This window comes from Sphingobacterium chungjuense, assembly GCF_011316935.1.
Lineage (GTDB): Bacteria > Bacteroidota > Bacteroidia > Sphingobacteriales > Sphingobacteriaceae > Sphingobacterium > Sphingobacterium chungjuense.
The window spans coordinates 18642-40417 of sequence record NZ_WLYS01000008.1 but is presented as its reverse complement, the minus strand read 5'-3'; the positions used below and the strand labels follow the sequence as shown (position 1 = coordinate 40417).

Here is a 21776-nt window from a genome sequence, read left to right as displayed (position 1 = left end):
TGCAGAACATATTTACCTACATTTGTACGATATGCGCGAGAAACTTATTTATCTGGATCATAATGCAACTACTCCGGTCGATCCGCGCGTAGTAGAAGCGATGATACCTTACTTTTCGAACACGTATGCCAACCCAAGCAGTCCTCATTTAGCGGCGCTTGTTGTTCAGGAGGCCGTTGAGCATGCGTGGAACATACTCGCAAAATCACTCGGCTGCCATCAGGACGAGCTCCTTCTTACATCTGGCGCCACCGAATCCATTAATTTGGCGATGAAAGGAATCGTAACAACGGAAAGACAGCAAATTGTGGTACTCGCCACCGAACATGAAGCCGTCTTAAACGTTTGCCTGTATTTGGAAGCACTACAAAAGTATGAGATTACCTATCTACCAGTACAACCAGATGGCCGTTGCGACCTGTTAGCATTGGAAAAAGCGATTTCTACCCAGACGGCATTAGTTTGCGCCATGCTGGTCAATAATGAGACTGGGGTGGTACAAGATATATCCTCTATAGCGGCACTAGCGCATGCACAAGGGGCTTGCTTACTATGCGACGCGACACAGGGGTTTGGAAAAATGCAGACGGAAGTGGATAGATTAGGGGTAGATTTTTTAACAATTTCTGCACATAAATGCTACGGACCGAAGGGTGTTGGCGCATTGTATATCCGGTCTGGGACACCGAGAATCGATCCGCAGATCCATGGTGGAAATCAGCAATCCGGTTTACGCAGTGGCACTTTAAATGTGCCAGGTCTTATCGGATTAGCGAAAGCGGCAGAAATCTGTCTACAGGATATGCAAGCAGATACATATCGTATTACCGAATTGCGAGATCGCTTGGAACACAACCTGTTGCAGATCGAAAAAACCGTGGTGAACGGGAATATCCTTCATCGTCTTTATACGACGACAAGTATTTCATTTGAGGGCGTAAATGCACTGCAACTGATTCGGGCATTGGGTCCGATCGCAGTATCTAATGGATCTGCATGCTCCGCCGCGACCATTGAGCCTTCCCACGTGCTTTTGGAGATGGGACTGTCTCACGAACAGGCACTGAGTACGATCCGTTTTAGTTTAGGCAGGTTCACCACCAAGGAAGAAATTGATACCGCAGTGCAAAAGATTAGCAGCGTGGTGCGCCAGATCAGGATGGCGTAGCCAACAATACTTTATCTGGCGTCATCGGCAAATCACGCAAGCGCTTACCTGTAGCATTATAAATCGCATTTGAAATCGCCGCCGCCGTGCCAATGATGCCCACTTCGCCTAAACCTTTTGCGCCGCTGGGATTAATATTCGGATCCGGCTTGCCAATAAATGCCACCTCCACGATCGGAGCATCCGCATTAACAGGAAAGTGATAGCCAGCTAGGTCATCTGCAATAAGTCCGCCCAATTTATGCTCCACAAATTGCTCTTCCATCAAAGCCATCCCGATACCGCCCACTGCCGCACCCGACATTTGGTTCGCAGCGGCACGTTGGTTAATAACCGTCCCTCCATCTGCCACACAAACCATACGGTCGATCTTGACTTTACCGGTTTTTTGGTGTACACGCACCTGACAAAAGTGAGCCGCAGAGGAACAAAATGCATATTTCTTCCGCTCTTCGCCTGGCTCGGAAGTAGCCTCTACATGAATCTGTCCCAATAGATTATTTGCCCAGAGATCGGTGTATGCTATGCGTACATTCGCTTTGTCGGGCAAGGTGATACTATCCGCGGAGAGCATCACTTCATCCGCTGATACACCATTAAAGCCGGGGTTACTCTTTGCCGCATATTGTGCCAGCTGCAATTTTAGCGCGTTACTCACCGCTACTACGGCTCCACTCACGGAAGACATACCGGTACTACCGCCCTGACTTGGTGCAGGAGGCAAATTGGAGTTCCCTAACTCAATGTGGATCTGATGCTTTGGAATACCAGTGACATCGTGGGCTATATTCAACATACCTGTTCCAGTTCCGGTACCGATATCGGTCATCGCTGTTTGTACGACCATATGGCCGTCGCCAGTCATGCGAATAGCTGCGCTTGCCTTACCTCGGCTAGCATTCCACATACCGACCGCCATGCCATATCCCACATGCCAATCGCCATCTGTCCTACTTCTTGGCTGGCTACTACGCTTCTCCCATCCAATCATCTTCGCACCTTGCGTTACACATTCTTTTAAAAAATGGGTGGACCATGGTAACTTATTGTCGGGGTGATTCACCGAAGCAATATTATCTAAGCGAATCTGCACAGGATCTTTCTGCATCGTGTAACACAACTCGTCAATAGCGCTCTCTACTGCAAAATCACCTGTACAATCGCCAGGTCCGCGCATCCAGGTAGGCGTATTCATGTGGAGTGGTACGGTGGCTGATTCTGCCTTCAGATTTGGAAAATCATATATTAGCCGTGTAACACGCGTAATACCTTCATTAAAGTTTTCATAGGTTGAGGTGCCGTTCATCGCTTGATGGTGTATGCCCAATAAACGACCCTGTTCATCAGCACCTATACGTATCCTTTGCCAGGAAGCTGGACGGTAGCCTGTAGACACAAACATTTGTGGACGCGTAAGTACGATTTTGACCGGTCGATTCACCTGTTTGGCAGCCATAGTAGCAGCCAATACGTGTGGCCATACGCGTAAACCCGAGCCGAAGCCGCCACCCACGTATTCGCTGACGACATGAATCTGCTCTTTTGGTATCTGGTACAAACCCGCTAATACCTGCTGTACATTGTTTACTCCTTGGTTTTTATCGTGCAATTCCAAATGTCCTTCTGCCGTCCATGCTGCGATGGTAGCATGCATCTCCATCGGATGATGTACTTCTGCCTTGATGGAATAGGATTGCTCCACCACGTGTTTCGCCTGCTTCCAGGCTTCAAGAGTACCGCGCTCTTTTCCGCTCTCCTGTAATGCAATTTCCTGTCTTTTTTTATCAAAGTCTATATCAAACTCCGCTTCTTCGTACTCTGCCTTCACCAATGCTGCCGCGTACAAGGCTTCTTCCAACGTTTCGGCAATTACTAATGCGATTGGCTGTCCTTTGAAATGTATTTTGTCGGTGTGAAATATAGGTAACCCAAAACCGGACTCCTTGATCTTTTCAGCGCTGGAAAATCCCGGAATAAGGGGTCTGTTTTGATGCGATAGGCAATCGATAACACCCGTCACTTGACGAGCCTGCTCGGTATCAATAGCTATAATCCTTCCAGAAGGAATGGTGCTACCAACCAACACGCCATGACAGAGATTATCGACGGTATACTCCGCGGCGTACTTACCCTTTCCCGTCACTTTAGCCCGTGCTTCTACCCTACCTTCGGTATCTTGCTGTTTAAGATAATATGATTCCGACATACTCATGATACTACGTTGTTGAAAATGAAAAATCTTTTACGCCTGAAGCGCTTCCTGAAGTGCCGTTTCTATGGCACCTTTCAGCATATCCACTTTAAAAGCGTTGTGAGCCAATGGCCGAACGTCTTGCACCGCTAATGCGGCTGCTTCTGCAAATACCGTCGCATTTGTCTCCTTGCCAGCCAGAAATTGTTCGGCTGCCAACCAACGCCAAGGCTTGTGCGCTACACCTCCCGAAGCTAACCTTGCGGCTACAATACGGTTGCCATCTAGCTGCAATGCAGCCGCTACAGAAACCAATGCAAAAGCATAAGAGTCGCGATCGCGAATTTTTACGTAAGCACTGTGCTTATGAAATGCATTTTTGGGGATATAAACCTCCCTGATCAATGCGCCCTCAGGCAGTGTATTGTCCTGTTGTGGTGCAGATTCAGGTAGACGATGAAAATCCTTGAAAAGAATAGATCTCTTTTTTCCCTGAGCATCTTGCACCACAACCGTGGCGTCCAGTGCGGCCAGTGCAACACATAAATCAGAGGGATGTACGGCCACACAATCCGCACTATAACCAATAACGGCCGACATACGATTTTCACCGTTATAAGCGCCACATCCGCTACCCGGCGCCCGTTTGTTGCACGGTAAAGACGTATCATAGAAATAGGGACATCGTGTGCGCTGAAGCAGATTTCCGCCGATGGATGCCATATTACGAATTTGAGGTGATGCTCCTGCCAATATAGCTTTAGAAACCAGCGGAAATTGTTCTAGGATGGTTGGGTTAATAGCAGCTGTCGTATTACGCACCATCGCACCCATTTCGATACCGCTTCGTTTTAAGGTAATTTTGTCGGATAGTGCTTGCGTCACATCCAATACCTGATGTGGCACAGCGATATTCTTTTTCAGCAAATCGACCAAATTGGTTCCTCCGGCTATATAAGCACCTGTTGGTGTTTTTGCGCGGAGTGCTTCTTTGCTGTCTTTAGGTTTTACGTACTCAAATGGTCTCATGCTGTGCTACTTTTTGAATTGATTCGACAATACCGTTGTAGGCTCCACAACGGCACAAATTACCACTCATATACGCTTTGATTTCTTCGACTGATCCTGTATGCCCCTCTTTGACACAGGCTACAGCCGACATGATCTGCCCTGGCGTGCAATACCCACATTGAAAACCATCGCATGCGATAAATGCCTCCTGCATGGGATGAAGATCATCTCCCTCCGATAGTCCCTCGATGGTGGTGACCTCTTTACCGACAGTCATAGCCGACAGCGTAAGACAACTGAGCGTACGTTCGCCATCCACATGAACGGTACAGGCACCGCACTGCCCGTGATCGCATCCCTTTTTCGTGCCCGTAAGCTGTAGATTTTCTCGCAGTAAATCTAACAAGGTCGATCTCGTATCCGCTTGCATCGTGTATGGCTTTTTGTTCACTGAAACGGTTAGATTTATATGCTCTTTTACCGGCACAATCAATGCTTTTATATCTCGGTAAAATGAGGAAACATACTTTGGAACAAGCGCCAAAGCGCCCAAAGCAGCAGATGCTTTAATAAAAAAGCGCCTGGAGTAGGAATTCTTCTTCTCCATAATTACATTCTTCTATTATCTCTTCTAGTTAAGCACAATGCTGGCTATTCTATCGCTAATACCACACCTTGCACCGTTATTTTCTCTTCTTCTGACAACAAATATATCACCTGTTCGCCTGATTTGTTAACCAATTTCACGAATCATGGACAACATCATGCAGCTTGTACATGTTAAAACAAGTGCGTACCGATTATTGTTTTTAGCATGAATATTGGGAAATAAAACGCGGAGTTAATGTCCTCCTGCATCCTTTACATGGAAAACATGCCATAGGTGAGGAAACAATACCTGCATAAATTCACGCACAGCATTCGGTGAACCCGGAAACGTCATCACCAACATATCGTTTGCAAAGCCCGCTATGACGCGCGATAGCATGGCGGTTTTGATCATTTGTTGCCCATACTGTCTCGCCGTCTCCGCAATCCCCGGGATTTCTTTGGTAATGAATGGAAGGACTGCCTCCGGCGTCACATCCCGATTCGATAAGCCTGTGCCCCCTATAAAAATCAACAAGCGCACACCTGCCGCCTGAGCTTCTCTTAAAGTAGACTGTATGGCATCGATATCGTCAGTTACGACACTGTAACCAATCTCGGATAATCCCTGCTCTTCCAATAACCTGAGCAATAGACGCCCCGAAGTATCTTGCTTATCGCCGCGCGATACCGAATCGCTACATACGACCACGGCGCTCTTGATCTCCTCTGGCGAAACTACTGTGGGGTTGCCACTCTTTCCACCCGTTTTGCTGCACAGCTTGATCGTGCCGATCTCCACTTTTTTATCAATAGGTTTCAGCATATCATAAATGACCAACGCGGCTACAGAGGCGCCGTGCATAGCCTCCACTTCCACCCCCGTTTTGTAAATGGTGTGTACTTCAACGGTGATTTCAATAGCCAGTCCATCCGTGTTATAGCTCACTGCAGCATACTCTACCGGCAAGGGGTGACAATCCGGAATGATGTCACTGGTTTTCTTAATGGCTAGTAGCGTAGCCGCACGCGCAAATTCGAACACGTTGCCTTTGGGTACCGTGCCATCTAATACGGCTTGCACCGTTTCAAGGCTAGATGTTTCTACTCTGGCCATGGCAATGGCTTTACGCAGGCTAAATGTTTTGTATGTTATGTCGACCATATATTCGGCTTATCTGCAACTTTTTGAAATTCCTTGCTATTTGAATGCGTTTGTTTTCCATTGACTGCTGTTGTCTTCAAAAATTTCCTCTCCCCAAATAGGAAGTTCCTTTTTGATCAGCTCAACGACATCTCTACAGGCTTGCTGCGCCTCGTTTCTATGTCGGGAGGATGCGAAGACAAATAAGCACAACTGCCCTGCGCGCACGGTTCCTAAGCTATGATATACATGCATGCACGCTAAACTGTAGGTGCTCAAAATCCGTTCTCGAATCTCCTCCATTTGTGTTAATGCCATGCTTTCATAGCTGGTATATTGAATAGCGGCGACTTTGCGTCCGTCAATCTCATCGGCACGCACTTGGCCGAGAAAGATTTCATGGGCACCGATGTTTTGCTCGGTTGCATGCTTCTCTAAGCTTTCGGCTACAAGAGCGGGCGATATAGCTCCCTGTACAAAAATATTTTTTGGTTTACTCGTCATTTTTTTCTGATTGATAGGCCAATATTCCTCCTTGGAGATGGCTTATTGATTGTCTGTTGCCTAAATAGTTCTTCAACGACTCGGCAGCACGCGCACTTCTCACGCCGCTTTGGCAAATCAGCACCAGGTGTGAAGCGTTCAATTCGTGCACATTTGCCATCAGCAATTCTAAGGGGATCGCTCGATGGGGCAATGACAAACGTGGCAACTCATCCAGAGCACGTACATCAATCAAGAGCGAATCGGATCGATGAGCAATCGCATCCAGTTCGGTTGATGAGATAAGTCCTACATCTTCGTTTACTGATCCGCAATAATGCCCATAGTTTGCGGCCTCGAAGGCAATTCTAGATTCGGGCGCATCCGGATGATGCTGTGGTTGTAGGCGTATCGTGACCGATTGATAGTCCAATAATCCAATGGTATATAATTTATTAATCAGTGGCTCTCCTATTCCAGCCAACAGTTTGATCACTTCATTCGCTTGTAAAAGACCGATTACGCCAGGCAAAACGCCCAAAACGCCGGTTGTGGCACAGTCCGGCGCTTCTTCGGACGACGGGGGAACTGGAAAAAGATCTCGGTATTGACACCGTATACCTTGTGAATCGGACACATTGAACACCGCCACCTGCCCTTCGTAGGTATATATAGCGCCATATACCAATGGCTTATGCAATAGCGCGCAAACGTCGCAAAGTACATACCGCGTTTCGAAATTATCGGTGCAATCCACTATAATATCATACGAGGATATTAAATCCCAAGCATTCTGATTGTTGAGGTGAAATGCATATTCTACTACAGTAATCGTATCGTTTTGCGCGCGTAGTATGGCTGCGGCCACTTCCGCTTTTAGACGGCCGACGTCTGTAGTACGATACAAGGGTTGGCGGTGCAGATTGCTCAATCCTACCTTATCAGCATCAACGATACCGATATCGCCTACTCCAGCTGCGCACAGGTACTGCAGTACCGGGCAACCCAGACCACCTGCTCCGACGATTAGCACGCGCGCCTCTGCTAATTTCGTTTGCCCTTGCTTTCCGAAATCTTGGAGTGTATACTGCCGTGCGTACCGCGATTTGTTGCTCTGTTCCATATTAACCGCCAGAATAGGGAGGTAATAAAGCCACTACGTCACTTTCCTGCAATAGGGTATTTTCGGTTTTCATCTGTTCGTTGATCGCCAAAACATATTTTCGACCAGCTAACGCCGGATAGGTTTGCTCCAAATGGCTTACTACCTGATCCGTATCGATAGCCTCGATCATATTCTCTTTCCCTATGATTTCAACCAATCCCCCAAAAGATAAAACCCGTATTTTCATCATCCCTCTATTTCTTTAATTGTTTATAACAACCTAACTTAAGCACTAGTAAACAGCAACTTATATGCCGCCACCAGCAATACAGTAGCCAAAACATATTTTAGTATGTCCTGATTGAATCGCTTGGACCCAAAATAAGCTCCTAGCAACCCACCTGTAAAAGCGACGACAATATACATCGCCATGTGGTTAGTAACGGTAATGCCTTGCGTCATCATACCACCCAATCCTGCCAACGAATTGACAAAGATAAATGCCGCACTGATCGCTGCCGTCTGCTTTTGATTGGTCCACTGCAATAAGATCAATACGGGCGACAGGATAATGCCGCCTCCAATTCCGATCATACCTGAAAGCAGTCCAACTACCGCGCCAATAGCAATAGAGATGGTTAGTACAGGAGCTTTCAAGTTTTCATCTGCCGTATTTTTGAAAAAGAAAAAACGTATTATTGGCAAAATGAGCAGCAAACCCAAGATCTTTTTATAATACACATCGTCCATAGTAAGCATACCGCCTAGGAATGCGAAAGGAATAGAGGCTAACGCGATGGGCAAGAATATGGGCATCTTAAAATGCTTTCCCCTATAATATTGAATATAGGACGTCATAGCTACAAAAAGGTTCAATATTAACGCGGTAGGTTTCATCTCTTGTGGAGCGACTCCGTATAAGGCCATCAGTGCCAGATAGCCGCTGGCTCCGCCATGCCCTACTGCCGAATATAAAAAGGCAACAACAAACAGTAATCCGTAAAATAATGCTATATCCATGTATGATCTGGCAGTAAAATTAATTGTACTTCAGCACCTTTAGCATGCCCTTCTGAGTCTTCCGGCAAAACCATCAAGGCATTAGAACGCGCATAAGATTGCATACGATACGATTCTTGCGCATGCAGTGCCTCTACTCTACCATCGGCATAATAGGCCTTTATAAAGTGGGTCAAACCCGCCGGCTTTTGGTAATCATTGGCCGCAACTGCTTTTGTTTCTCTGAGCGAAGATTTGCGCTGCATCATGCGATCTATCGCCGGCAGCACGTATCTGTAAAAACAAGTTAACGCCGAAGAAGGATTGCCTGGTAAACCAAACACTAATGTGCTTCCTGAATACCCGAAAAAGATAGGTTTACCGGGCTTTTGTCTTATTTTATGAAATACCGGAGAAACACCTGAGGCCAAACAGGATTGCACCACGAAATCATAATCACCCACACTAACTCCCCCAACGAGTATGAGTACATCTGCCTCAGGCAACGCATCTGCTATGGCGCTGCGCAGCGCAACTGGATCATCTTTTACCTTTTTTGCATCGACATTGCTCACTCCAGCGGCTCGCAAAGCCGCCATTAATTGTATGGAATTTGACTCATAGACTTCCCCGAATGCCAGTGGCTTTCCTAGTGACTGTAACTCATCGCCCGTCATCATCAAAGCGACCCGCGGAGCGGAATAAACATTTACCTGCTCGTGGCCAATGCCTGCCAGATAACCTATCGCCGCAGCAGAAAGAAAGGTACCCGCAGCAACCGCAAGCTCCCCCTTTTTCACTTCTGAACCTGCGGCACGTATATTGGCACCCTTGGTCAGGCTTTCATCTACAATTCGAATTTCTCCCCCAGATTTTTCTACCCGTTCTTGCATGACGACCGTATCTGCACCCGACGGAACAGGCGCACCTGTAAAAACACGTATGACCTCCTGAGCTCCCAAATACTGCATGGTGCTACTTCCCGCACGCATCTCTCCTACTAAACGTAATGGTAGACTCCGATCTGAAAATGCGATGGCATAGCCGTCCATGGATGACTGCACAAAATTGGGAATATCCTCCGTGGCATACACATCTTCGGCCAAAATCAGTCCGTGAGATGACTTCAGCGGCACTCGAACCACAGGAAGTGAATTCACCTGCTTCAAAATAAGTTCAGAAGCCTCCGTAACAGATACCATATACTCCATCAATTGCGCGGTATCGTATGGGGTATCTATATCGATATTCCCTTGCAAAAAGGGTATCGTCGTTACATCATCTTGATGTTGTTGCAATAGTACTTTGGCGCCTTTTTCTTCTCCGAGTTGCATCAATTCGTCCGCATATTTTCGGCTAAATAAGGTAGGTACGCCTATCTGTGATGGGTCGTCCCCGTAGCGACAAGTCACTATTCCTTTTCCCGACTCTTCGAACGTTTGGCAAAGTTGCCTAAATACGGCAGTAGTTAGGAAGGGTTGGTCGCAAACCGAAATAATTACCGCTGATAAGTTTGCATTCATCTCCAATACGTGCTGTACGCCAACGCGGAGAGATGAACCCATACCGGAGGACCAGTCTGGATTTACACAGGTTGCCACCTCAGAATCCTGTAACTCTTGAGTGACCGCGTCCTGCTCAGCCCCAAGCACGACGACAACTTGAGCAGCATCCAATTGCAGTGCCTCTTCTGTGATATGACGGATCAAGCTTTTACCTTTATGCCTCAACAGCTGCTTGCCATATCCCAAACGGGATGAACTCCCGGCAGCCAGGATTACGACACCTATGTTATCCATTGCCTTCTTATTATCCACCGATACGAATCATGCTTCTGTTTGAAAGCTTTTCTGCCTCCAATTCATTAAAATCTTGCGTCATCTGCCCTCCTAGTTTAGCCTTCTTCTTATAAATATGTGCTTTGATTAACGGAATGGGATCTTCTCCCGAACGTAGTGGTGTGAGCAGATCGACTTCACTATCTGAAAACAGGCAATTTTTCAATTTCCCGTCTGCCGTTAACCGGATTCGGTTACAACCGCTACAGAACGGTTCGCTCATAGAACTGATGACCGCAATATTCCCTTGATAGCCAGGTATTTTATACCGCTTTGCGGTATCGTGCGGACTGCCGGGCATGAGGTGTAATTCTGGATCAATACCCAAGGAGTCCAGAATCTCTGCATGCGTTAGCACTTGATTGCTCGTCCACTTATTTCCGGAAAACGGCATAAACTCAATAAACCTTACTTCGATTGGCTGATCTTTGGTTAAGGCCATAAAATCAACTAACTCGTCATCATTCAATCCCTTCATGACCACCACATTGATTTTACAAGGAATACCTTCATGCAACAAAAGATCGATATTGTTATACACACGATCAAACAAATCGCGGCGTGTAATCTGTAAAAATTTGTCGCGCTGCAGGGTGTCCAGACTCACGTTCATACTGCTGAAATTACAGGCTCGTATTTCGGGCAACAAGTCGTCTATCCGTATTCCATTGGTCGTACAAGCCAATTCAACCGGCAGTTGCGCCAGCCCGGCCATGATGAGATCCGCATCTTTACGTACAAATGGTTCGCCACCAGTAAGACGGATCTTATTGACTCCTAAATCGACAAATCGACGAGCAAGAAAATCAATCTCCGCAGGCTGCATGAGCTGTGCTCGCGGTGCAAAACTATAATCCTCTTCGGGCATGCAGTAGAAGCACCGCAAATTGCAGTTATCTGTAAGCGATATACGAAGGTAAGTATGTTGGCGTCCGAATTGATCTACTAGCATAAATGACCAGTTAAAACAGGTGTATTACCATGCATCTTTGTCGTACGCTCGCGGAGCGATCTGCCATCACGATTACTCATAACTGCCTTTATTTCTGAAAGGATCGAAAGTGCAATTTCTTCTGATGTTTCTGAGCCAATATCCAGGCCTATTGGCCCGAATAGACGTGTCATATCGCTCAAATCTGGCCGATTACCATGTTCGTTGAGTTCAGTTATCAAGCGATCGAATCGTTTTTTAGGACCTAACAATCCAATGTACGGACTATCCGATTGTATTAATTGACGTAATACATCCCGATCATAATTATAGTTATGTGTCATTAACACAGCTACAGAATACGAATCAATGGAAAGTTGAGCAATTGCCTCAGAAGCCGGAGCGATCAAAACACGCTTTGCTTTTGGAAACCGACGAGCGGTAGCATGTGTCGCGCGCCCATCAATGACCGTAACCGGCCAGTTCAATATCGTAGCGAGTTCCACTAGCGGCTGAGCATCATTCCCAGCACCAAAGATGAACAATGCAATGGTCGGCGCAATGTGTTCAAGCAAGATATCTTGAGAAACACCCTGTTCAATAATCGCAGTTTGATGCGAACGCTTGTTCTCCAGCACCTGATTTATATCCTGCTGCAAATTGTAGGATATAGATGAAGCGACTGATGCAAAGCTTTTCTGCGTGCCCGAATCCTCCTTCACGAGTAAAAAGGTACCTCGCTGTCTGTCACGCTGTTCCAATGCATATTGCACCGCGATTACTGCATGCGATCGATACTGAATTAACTCCCGTAATAAAGCGATCGGATTATAATCCTGCTCGGCATCAATATACTCAAACAGAATGTGCACGATACCATTGCAGCCTAATTGTACGCCAAAAGCGGCATCACTGTCTTTTGTCGTATCGTAGGTTATGAGCTTATTTTCCTTTTGGTAAGCAGCCAGAAGCGCGCGATTTAAGGCATCACCTTCCAGGCAGCCACCACTGATGGCACCTGTAATCTGTCCGTCATCGGTAACCAACATCCTGGCTCCAGGGCGCCGATAAGAAGACCCCTCTACGCGCACGACTGTAGCCAGTACGGCCTGCTTGGCTTGTCTTCTTGCCTTATCATAAGCTTCGACTATATCGTGTATCTCTTTCATCCTTCAAAAATTTTTAGGGATCCTATGCCAAGTGATTTACTGTGGTTCTACAAAAATCATGCAATCTCTTCTTTTATCTCCAATAGGATTGGAGATTATGCTTTCGCAGAAAACCTATAGGAGCTTACCGAGCAGACGCCGTCGGGTCTTCCATTGTATACTGCTTACGGAACGCTACCGGTGTTTGTCCGACTATTTTTAAAGAATCGGCAGAAATGTTGTGGATAATTGAATCCCAACAGGTAAGAGATTTCGCTTACTGTATACGTGGAGCAAACTACTTTATGAATCGCTCGGGCAATAATCCAGTTTTGAATATGCGTCTTAGCAGGTAATCCCGTCTCCAATTTAATCAAATCTCCGAAATAATTTGCCGATAAATCCAGTTGATCGGCACAATAATTAACTGTGGGCACACCGAGTTCTAGCTGCTCGCCACGCTCGTAATACGCATCCAATAGTGCCTCTAATTGGAGCAGTAGATTTTTTCGAGCAATAGTAGACGACGCAAAGGATGTAAGCCAATTCATAATTCAAACTTACAAATAATTGCTCCAAACATCTAAAAATAGATACTAAAGCGAAATAATTACCACTCAAGACGAATAAAAATCCGCTACATACATCGAATCAGCCACTCTTTGAAATCGGCTGCCCGATTTTTACTCACAAAAATGATTTCCGGAACGGCAATATTCAAGTTAACCTGCAGGCGACTATCGGCGCCCACTACGACGTCTACCACACTTTCTCGCGTGATGATGAATTGCTTATTGGCGCGATAGAATAGCTTTGGATTTAATGAGGAAGTAATCTGTTCCAATGTCTTCGCGTAGCGCAACATTCTTTCGACTTTTAATAATTCAATTTCTTTCTCCTTACCCCTTTGCAGTGTATACAATAAATAAATATGTCCTATCAATGCACTGAGGATGGCGACGATAAAAAACCGAAACAACACCAGGCTTCCAAAGTGTCGTATACGACGATATAGAGAATAGCAAATAATTCCGTACAAGATATAGGCTATTACGACAACCATTGCGCTATGCAAAAGGCGTTTCAAAAAACTGGTGGTAGACCATTTTTCGAGATTCACCTTGATTAACTGATACACTAATAACGTAAAATAGACGTATCGCAATACTGAAAACAAAATATGGAATGGTCGACGATCGGCGGGCATATCCCGCATCTCATAGGGCGTCCAAACAATATCCGGAAAAATTAGAAATAGCGCCACCAGCGAACTGAGTAGAAGAATTTGATAGGTTGTGTAATAACACTGTACCATAATACTTAAAATAGCTATAAAGCTATCACTTTACAAAAGCAAAATGGCAATGCTACGCGTTAACACGAAAATATATTGATAATCACGAATAAAACTACCTACATCATTAGTCTGGCGGAATGTTTACGCCAAGGGTTTAACACGAAGTGCGCTATGTTGCAATGCTTTGATAACGGGAAGCTGTCGCACGCGGATTCCTGTAGCTTGGTAGACTGCGTTTACCAAGGCTGCTGTAGCGGGACCTTGCGCTGCCTCCCCTGCACCAAGTGGCACCTCATGGGGATGGTCAATCACGTCAATATGTATAGCAGGAGCTTCTTGAAAACGTAAAATCGGGTAAGAATCCCAATTTAAATTAGTGACCTGCGTATCATCAAAATTGACTTCTTCCATAAGACCCCAGCTGATGGACTGTACCATTCCTCCTTCAATCTGATTTTTCAGTCCATCTGGATTGATCACCTCCCCGGCATCTACTGCAGCCCATAGTTTTATTACTTCCACCTTATTTGTTTGCTGATCTACCCGCACGTGTGCTGCAACAGCACAATAGGCTGCCTGGTTTTTGTAGCGAGCAAATCCAATACCGATGCCTTGCTGGTTCTGCTTCTTAATGCTCTTAATTTGCTTTGCCAGTTGTTTTAGACAGGCAATAGCCCTTTCATCGTTCAAATGACGAATCCTGAAATCAATTGGATCTATGCTCACTTTATCCGCCAGCTCATCCATAAACGATTCGATGGCAAACACATTTGCATAGGCGCCTAAGCCTCGTAAAGAGGATCTTCGTAGTGGACCTCGAAAAATATGAGATTGTAAATGCAGTTGCGGTATGCTGTAATACGGCTCCGAATTACGTATCGCTCCACCTCTAAATCCGGACTTAGCCTTTCCATGCCCTTTTTCGATATACCAAGCAGGCATCAAATTGTCTGCATCTCCACCCGGCCTCACCCCGTGATCGTCCGACCATAAATCGTACTTCCAGCCTGTGATACGGCCTTGGCTATCCAACCCAGCCTCTACCTCTAACACCATCGCAGTACCGTAAGGCTCCCAAGCATTTTCCTCTTCGCGCATCCATTGCAAACGCACATGCCTACCCGGAAACTCCATCGCTAGTAATGCGGCTTCGGCAGCCACATCATCTGCACCATTGTGACCATAGCAACCCGAACCGGGAACGCCTTTAACATGTATATGTTCTTCCGCCAATCCAACGAGATCAGCAAGCGCTCCCCGTAATGGATAGACGCCTTGGCTATGTGTCCATACCCATAGCCTTCCGTCCGCATAACGTGCAATTCCGCAAGAAGGGCCGTTAGCGGCATGCATAATATACGGCTTGAAATAAGCAGCTCGGTGTCTCACCGGGGAGTTGGCTATGGTGTGATCAGACCAAGCCTCGCTTTTTTTATCCATTTTGCTATCCGCAGGTAGCGATCTAATATACTGCATAAGCGACCTATTTGCCGGTAGTGCTTTTTGATAATCCCAGGCGAGAAAATACGATACTGCTTTAGCGAGCTTGATCGCCTGATATTCATCTTCTGCAATCACGGCCACCAGACTACCAACCCGTATAAACTTAGCTAAGCCAGGAAGCTTTGAAATGGCCTGCGTATCTACGGAAGTTAATTTGGCCGCCTGAGCAGGAGGGCGAACGATGCGCGCATGCACCATCGCCGGGAAACGAAGGTCATGTATAAAATGTGATTTGCCGGTGACCATAGAGTTGATATCCATACGCGCGACAGACTGGCCAACAATCTTTCGTTCAGCATTAGCGTATAAAGGTGCATCCGAAGAAATCTTAGTTTCGAAATATTTTCCATTTAACAAGGTGTAAATGGTCGTGGATTTCCCTTGTCCACCAATCTGTCCATCTTCAATGGTTAAAGCTATTTTTGGTATTGATAGTTCCTGAGATGCCATTTCAAGCAAGTATTCGCGAGCAGATGCAGCCGCCCTGCGAACCGACATCGCGCTGGTCTCAATAGATCTGCTTCCTGCGGTATATCCTTCGTCTGGCGTATAACCTGTTTCTGCCAAATGAACATCAATAAGCGACATATTCATATGCAATTCCTCAGCAGCAACTTGGGCAATCGCGGTCGTTATTCCTTGCCCCAACTCCATTTTCCCGGTCATAATGGTTACACGACCATCCTCTCGAATGACTAACCAGGAATCAATTTCTTCCATATCCAGTTCCCTTGTCCGTATTTTTGGCGCAGATGGATCTGCTTGCTCTTTCTTGAACCTAGAACATCCTGTACCCGACATGGAAAAGCCAAGGGCCAATACGCCTAAAGATTGAATAAATGCGCGTCTACTTTGTTGATTTTTCCCCATAGTTTCTAGCGATCTGAAAGCTTTTTAACGGCACGAATGGCTCTGGCATGTATACCGCAACGACAGATATTCCGTTGAAGTTCAGCTCTAATTTCTGTTTCGGAGGGATCTGATTTGCGACGTAGTAAAGCTACAGATGCCATGATTAGCCCATTGGTACAATAGCCACATTGCGCTGCCTGCTCCTCAAAAAAAGATTGTTGTACGGGATGAAGTTTCCCGCCTTCCTGGCTCAAACCTTCAAGTGTAGTGACTTCAGATTGCCCCACATTTTGGAGCGGATACGTACAGGATGGTACAGCAACCCCATCAATAAGCATCATACATGCTCCACATTGTGCCAATCCGCAACCAAATTTCGGGCCGTTGAGGGTGAGATTGTTTCGTAAGATGTACAACATCGGTGTTTCTGGATCTGCTTTTATGCGACGGGAAACTCCATTAACACGAATTTTGAATTCTACTTCCATCGTATTGAAATTGGTTAGATAATTATAAAACGATTTCCAGTCCATATTGTTGCATTAACATTAGCCAAAAAAACTATAGCACAATACGGGAAGATAGTTACCGAGCAAACTCTACATATCGCTCCTTTAAAAGACGTTATAGAAAAAAAAGCTATATGGCCTTGCGAGAAGTGTAAACTGGTAGGTTACGCTCAGGCAGTCTTTGAAGTGAGCCTTCGCCAAGCCTGTATTTTATAAAAAAAGTAGATCTGTTTACTATTATCGCGCCAATCATAGCAACTCCCACGGAGTTCCTATTGAAATATGGAAAACTTTCCGACAGGATAACAATAGCGAGTCTGATTGGAATTCTTTAGTTTTAGGTGTTGCTAGCTGAGGGAAGATTACACGCGCTCGGAAACTTATTAAATTAGGTATAGTTGGTTATTCTTGATATTAATGGGTTATAAAATACCCATATTTGAAGCATTAATTCAACCATTTCACTTGACAATTTATAATTATTAAAGCCTTTGCTATCGAATCGAAAATTGAAACATGCATAAAGTGATATGCATACACCTTTAAAATCTTGCATTCATTTAAATCATTATTGAAGTTAAATAATGTAGGCTGCATTAATTATTCAGTATTTCATCTTCTTTAACATTCATAATAGCTTTATTGATTTCCTCCATAAATTCGTCTATATTCGATGGCGATGATTGCACATCTTCGATAAGAATATGCCCGTCAGACGTAGCTAGCATATACCTTGGAATGGCAGTAATATTATATAGGTTACGCAATTCCTTTCCAAGTTCTTTGGATAATAGTACATGACTGCCTTCCAGATTAAATTTTTTGGCTGTCTGCTCCCAATTTTCTCTCTCTTTTAAAGCATCTATAGATACGTAAAGAGGATATATTCCTTGCTCCTTCAACCGGGTAGTGATTGTTTTATTGTGCACAAACTGGTTAAGACAAGGTTCACACCAAGTGGCCCAGAAGTCTATCAGATAAATTTGCCCCCTTTTACTGTTGCTTGCTAGCAGAGATCTGAAAGAGGGAAAGTTTGCAACGTATCCTGCTGTTGGCCGACCACTTTCAAGATAAAATCGATAACTCGACAAACTATCAGGATATGTTTCAAATCCATCAGTGTACCGAATAGCTTTGGATCTCGAGAATTCGCGCAGACTATCTAATGTGTAATACAAAACGTCCTTACCATATTCTTTTTCGTAGATATCGGTCGCTTCATCAGGATTAAAGCTGTCAAATCCATAGGTGAATTGAGCTATAATTGATTTCGCTACTTTCCATCTACCCAAGGGTTCAGGTAACATAGAATAATAAGCAAGCCAAGTGTTAAATGGGATAAAATGGCTGGAATCTAAACCTGAGCCGGATGATTCTCGATCTATAGTGTAAGCAATAGACGATAAATAGTAATAAGTGTCAGTGTTCGTAGATATATATTCAATAGGCCCATGTATGCTATTAAACCAATCCTTTATTTCTTTGTAAATTTCAAGTTCTGAATGACTCAAGTCGCTAATTAATTCTTTATTCCTACTAAAAGATGATATGGCAAGCGCAAGTGCACCATTTGATAAAGCTGTGTAACCTGTATCGTATTGTTCTTTGCTAAGTTTCCCTTCTTCGAACAAGCGCACCCAAGGTTGTATAAATCCCAGATGATAGTTTTTACATTGAGCGAGAAAGCTAGACTGTTCTTTTGGAGTCTTATCAAAGAGGTTATACGCATAATTTGCCAGTTTAACGTGTGGACGATCCTCCAATTTATTTATGTAACGAGAATCTAGAATCTTATTCATTAGATTATTACCACTTCCGAATTGACCTAAATCACTTATCACAATTCCGCTACCACTTTGCTGGATAGACAAGTCCACTATGCTATTAGGCTCTACGTACATCTGCACGTAAGCATTACCTACTTTGATTGGAATTATGCTAGGGACTGAAACGTCTATTAGTAATTTGAAAGACTTCGATTCATCATTCACGAGTAAGGGAGTCCAAAGGTCATCATTATAATAAATTCCCCCAATCGGGATTCCAATACTCACATTCGAAATATTTCGATTAAAACTACCTTTAATAGTCGTAGCTGTAAGTGAGTTATTAACTGTAAAAACGATAATGATCCACAAAAATATTCTGACATAAGTAGATTGCGACTTCATAACGAATAGATTCTAAATTGAGTAGACTTAGATAAGGTACGCGCATATAGCACGTACCCATTTATGTGTTAATAGGCTTCGGCCTCACACTTATCACCTCCACCATTGGCGGCGTTACAGTCATCTCTTGCTCCTTCTGGCGTGCTTGCCACACTATCAACTATAAAATTAGCGGCAGTCGCTGGTGTTCCAGCGCAAATGCAATGATAATACGTTCCGCCCATTACATTTATCATTTCGTTTCTTGACAACACCTCTAAGCCAATGGGATAATTGTTACTGATTTGGATTTTGTTCATTTAATTTTAGTTATAATTTGGTGCACTCCTTTCTATTCCTGCACTGCGATGAGGAGGTCTTTTCCAGGGAACCTTCTGGCTTGAGGATTTGTTGCAACGATCACCTACAAGCATTTCCGAAAATATCTTAATAAAATAGTATGAAAATAAATTCCACCTTTTAATATATTTAATTTGTTATCATTTTGTGCGCTACAATCTAGTTTACCATAATAGGCTAGATTAATCCTAATAGAACCACATATAAATACCTGCCTTTAAGAATAAATCTTAAAACTAATTAAAACAAGTAAGATAATCCAAAATTATCTTACTTGTTTGAAAATAAAAGTCGCCACAAGTTGCATAAGTTCAATTTGCTCTAAATTTTAGAATAAAATATGATCGTGTACAGTAGCCTTACCTGTTTCTGAAGCCTCATCGTTTTTCAAACAAAAGAGAAATATTAAATTTAGTGTGTTAAACATTATGAAAAAGAGCAGAACTTTAAAAAATCAATGTTCTCATTTTGATTCAGCAGATAATCTCTCAATGCTTCAGCCGTAAAGAATTCTAAGCGATCATCCAATTCACTAATCAATTTTCGATAGTCTCTTAATTGAGTTTCGACTTTATCGGCAACAAAGGGGTCTTTGATTTTGAACTCACTCGTCAATTGCTTTTTAACTAGAAAGTGCGAGGTGTCTAAATACTTTCTTAACCCTTTGTGTCGGATGCAGATTTTAACATAGCACGTTCCATCTGCTTTTCTGTGGTGATCAAAAACCTTGGCGCTAACTGTTGAAATAACTTTTCAATGGACACGCAAAAGGACTGTAACACATTTGTACCACCTTTACGTGAAGTTCAACAAAAAACTATGTAAATCACACCAATTGGAGCACTTCAATTAGCGCAGGCTACAAGCTCCTAAAGTACCCTGAAAAAGAAACCGTGTAATTCGCAGAGAAACTACTTTTAGATTCGCGCCTCGACTTGAACCTCTAACCAGGGACCAAAAGATTATGAGGCTTTTAGTGAGCATTTTCGTTATTGAGTAAAATATTCGTTTCTGACTTACAGAAGCAATTTATTATTAATTTTTGAATTTTGAAAATATGGGGCTGTAACCTATTTGTAACACAATTTTACAATCCTAATATTTTAAGAGTAGGTCGAATAAAAATTTTCCAACCAAAACTTTCGTCTTTGGCGCTTCCGAAGAAAAATATGAAGACACAATTGATATGAATATTGAAGTACGCTATCATTAAAAAATTTCTTTAAGAAGACTTATTAATAGGAAAAAATTGATAGGATCTTATGCATGACAAGGATTACCCTATTAACTCGATACCTATTCTTGCAATACAGCTGCTTGGTGACTCGCTTTCCGCATTCATAAATAGGCTATTAAGAAAATAGCAAAATGATCTATCTTATAGAAATAACTACCAATTATAGAGATACTACTATGCTACTAAACAATTATATAAATTTGTGTCGTCCGGAAAAGTCTTTACAGTTGAGGATTGTTAATACTATGTATTCTTTACAATTGCTATTTCGTCCGGGTTAGGGTTTACATCGATTTTTTACTTTATACTTTTCCGGCTTTACACCATTGTACCAGTAATCCTTATCAGGCTTTACTGAACTGACTTTGAATATCCAAAGTAGGTAATTTATTTTTCTCATCATACATGATTTTATTATGGTTTTCTCTCCAATAGTTTTTCCATTTTCTGGACAAGTTTCCTTCAGAGATATGTGCTACTTCCGGCGTCATCATATTGATACTCAAATGCGGTCTTTTCGTATTATAGGCCTAAATGATCCCTGATATTTTTAATGCAGTATTATAGTTGTTAGTAATTGCAGATCTGTTCAACCATTCAGTTTACAGGACACCATTAACCCTCTCTGCTATAGCTTTTTACAAAGGATCACTATTATCAGTCATACTGACTTGGATACTAAAAGATCTTAGTTTCGAAATGTATTTATCACAGCAATATTGAATGCCACGATCTGAATGATGAATAAGATCAGCCGCTTTATCAGTGGATAATTGAGAAAGAGCCATTTCGAAAGCAGATACAGCACTATCTGCTTCGAGCTTATTAGATATGTTCCATCCAATAATCTTTCTGGAGTAGGCATCAGTGATCAGGGAAAGGTATAAATGTCCCTCGCTAGTTGAAACATACGTGATATCACTACCCATACTTGATGTGCGCGTATTAACTGAACACCTCTGATCAGGTTAGGATACTTACGATACCAATGCCTAGAATTGGTGGTTATGATTTTGATTTTATAGTGCCGAATCAATAAATGGTTCTCCCTTAAAAAATCAAAAAAGCATCCCTACCCATGGTTATGTTTTCTCTTTTCATTTCTGCGCCGATTAAACTAAGCACCTTACGACCACCGATACTAGGCAAGTTAGTTCGCTCAATTTTAATAATTTAAAGCACTATATGAGATTGCACCCGACATTTTTACTCGTATTTCTGTAACTGATAATAAGCCTGTCTAGTAAAGCCAAACAATCCGC

20 protein-coding genes are annotated in these 21776 nt (G+C 43.7%); 1 reads left to right on the top strand and 19 read right to left on the bottom strand.

The window, feature by feature from the left end:
* Positions 1-31: 31 nt before the first annotated feature.
* Positions 32-1168: a cysteine desulfurase family protein gene (locus GKO22_RS15445; protein WP_166336620.1), complete on the top strand. Its 1137-nt coding sequence runs from the start codon at positions 32-34 to the stop codon at positions 1166-1168.
* Here GKO22_RS15445 and GKO22_RS15440 read toward each other — a convergent pair.
* From GKO22_RS15440 to GKO22_RS16920, 19 genes are all read right to left on the bottom strand, one after another.
* Complete coding sequence (locus tag GKO22_RS15440) at positions 1155-3380, bottom strand: xanthine dehydrogenase family protein molybdopterin-binding subunit (protein ID WP_240920335.1); 2226 nt, start codon at positions 3378-3380, stop codon at positions 1155-1157. The genes GKO22_RS15445 and GKO22_RS15440 overlap by 14 nt on opposite strands.
* 30 nt (positions 3381-3410) lie before the next feature.
* Positions 3411-4388, bottom strand: coding sequence for an FAD binding domain-containing protein (locus tag GKO22_RS15435; RefSeq protein WP_166336618.1), 978 nt, complete (start codon positions 4386-4388; stop codon positions 3411-3413).
* Entirely contained in the window at positions 4375-4977 is a 603-nt protein-coding gene (locus tag GKO22_RS15430) for a (2Fe-2S)-binding protein (RefSeq protein ID WP_166336616.1), read from the bottom strand. Before GKO22_RS15430 ends, GKO22_RS15435 begins: the two co-directional genes overlap by 14 nt.
* 234 nt (positions 4978-5211) lie before the next feature.
* On the bottom strand, positions 5212-6123 hold the full coding sequence (gene moaCB / locus GKO22_RS15425; protein WP_166336614.1) for a bifunctional molybdenum cofactor biosynthesis protein MoaC/MoaB: 912 nt from the start codon (positions 6121-6123) through the stop codon (positions 5212-5214).
* Between the two features lie 36 nt (positions 6124-6159).
* Complete coding sequence (locus tag GKO22_RS15420; RefSeq protein WP_166336612.1) at positions 6160-6606, bottom strand: molybdenum cofactor biosynthesis protein MoaE; 447 nt, start codon at positions 6604-6606, stop codon at positions 6160-6162.
* Positions 6596-7708 carry a HesA/MoeB/ThiF family protein gene (locus GKO22_RS15415; protein ID WP_166336610.1) on the bottom strand — a complete coding sequence of 371 codons (1113 nt, stop codon included), beginning with the start codon at positions 7706-7708 and terminating at the stop codon, positions 6596-6598. The genes GKO22_RS15420 and GKO22_RS15415 overlap by 11 nt, the downstream gene beginning before the upstream one ends.
* Before the next feature lies 1 nt (position 7709).
* Positions 7710-7940 (bottom strand): MoaD/ThiS family protein, encoded by a 231-nt coding sequence (locus tag GKO22_RS15410; protein ID WP_166336608.1) that lies wholly within the window; start codon positions 7938-7940, stop codon positions 7710-7712.
* Positions 7941-7975: 35 nt separating this feature from the next.
* A complete protein-coding gene (locus tag GKO22_RS15405; protein WP_166336606.1) occupies positions 7976-8710 on the bottom strand; it encodes a sulfite exporter TauE/SafE family protein in 735 nt (244 codons plus the stop codon).
* Positions 8701-10488 (bottom strand): NTP transferase domain-containing protein, encoded by a 1788-nt coding sequence (locus tag GKO22_RS15400; RefSeq protein ID WP_166336604.1) that lies wholly within the window; start codon positions 10486-10488, stop codon positions 8701-8703. Before GKO22_RS15400 ends, GKO22_RS15405 begins: the two co-directional genes overlap by 10 nt.
* 10 nt (positions 10489-10498) lie before the next feature.
* Complete coding sequence (gene moaA, locus GKO22_RS15395; protein WP_166336602.1) at positions 10499-11479, bottom strand: GTP 3',8-cyclase MoaA; 981 nt, start codon at positions 11477-11479, stop codon at positions 10499-10501.
* Complete coding sequence (locus GKO22_RS15390) at positions 11473-12627, bottom strand: XdhC family protein (RefSeq protein ID WP_166336600.1); 1155 nt, start codon at positions 12625-12627, stop codon at positions 11473-11475. The genes moaA and GKO22_RS15390 overlap by 7 nt, the downstream gene beginning before the upstream one ends.
* A gap of 164 nt (positions 12628-12791) precedes the next feature.
* A complete protein-coding gene (locus GKO22_RS15385) occupies positions 12792-13157 on the bottom strand; it encodes a helix-turn-helix domain-containing protein (protein WP_166336598.1) in 366 nt (121 codons plus the stop codon).
* A gap of 86 nt (positions 13158-13243) precedes the next feature.
* Positions 13244-13921: a LytTR family transcriptional regulator DNA-binding domain-containing protein gene (locus tag GKO22_RS15380; protein WP_166336596.1), complete on the bottom strand. Its 678-nt coding sequence runs from the start codon at positions 13919-13921 to the stop codon at positions 13244-13246.
* A gap of 123 nt (positions 13922-14044) precedes the next feature.
* Positions 14045-16276, bottom strand: a complete 2232-nt coding sequence (locus GKO22_RS15375; protein ID WP_166336594.1) for a xanthine dehydrogenase family protein molybdopterin-binding subunit — start codon at positions 16274-16276, stop codon at positions 14045-14047.
* 5 nt (positions 16277-16281) lie between these two features.
* Positions 16282-16791: a (2Fe-2S)-binding protein gene (locus GKO22_RS15370; RefSeq protein WP_240920334.1), complete on the bottom strand. Its 510-nt coding sequence runs from the start codon at positions 16789-16791 to the stop codon at positions 16282-16284.
* A gap of 572 nt (positions 16792-17363) precedes the next feature.
* On the bottom strand, positions 17364-18938 hold the full coding sequence (locus tag GKO22_RS15365; RefSeq protein WP_166336592.1) for a TlpA family protein disulfide reductase: 1575 nt from the start codon (positions 18936-18938) through the stop codon (positions 17364-17366).
* Between the two features lie 68 nt (positions 18939-19006).
* Entirely contained in the window at positions 19007-19237 is a 231-nt protein-coding gene (locus tag GKO22_RS15360; RefSeq protein ID WP_166336590.1) for a hypothetical protein, read from the bottom strand.
* 1621 nt (positions 19238-20858) lie between these two features.
* The gene (locus GKO22_RS15355) at positions 20859-21020 is read right to left on the bottom strand and encodes a hypothetical protein (protein WP_166336588.1); all 162 of its coding nucleotides are present in this window, start codon (positions 21018-21020) and stop codon (positions 20859-20861) included.
* Between the two features lie 132 nt (positions 21021-21152).
* Complete coding sequence (locus GKO22_RS16920; RefSeq protein WP_166336586.1) at positions 21153-21443, bottom strand: DDE-type integrase/transposase/recombinase; 291 nt, start codon at positions 21441-21443, stop codon at positions 21153-21155.
* Positions 21444-21776 lie beyond the last annotated feature (333 nt).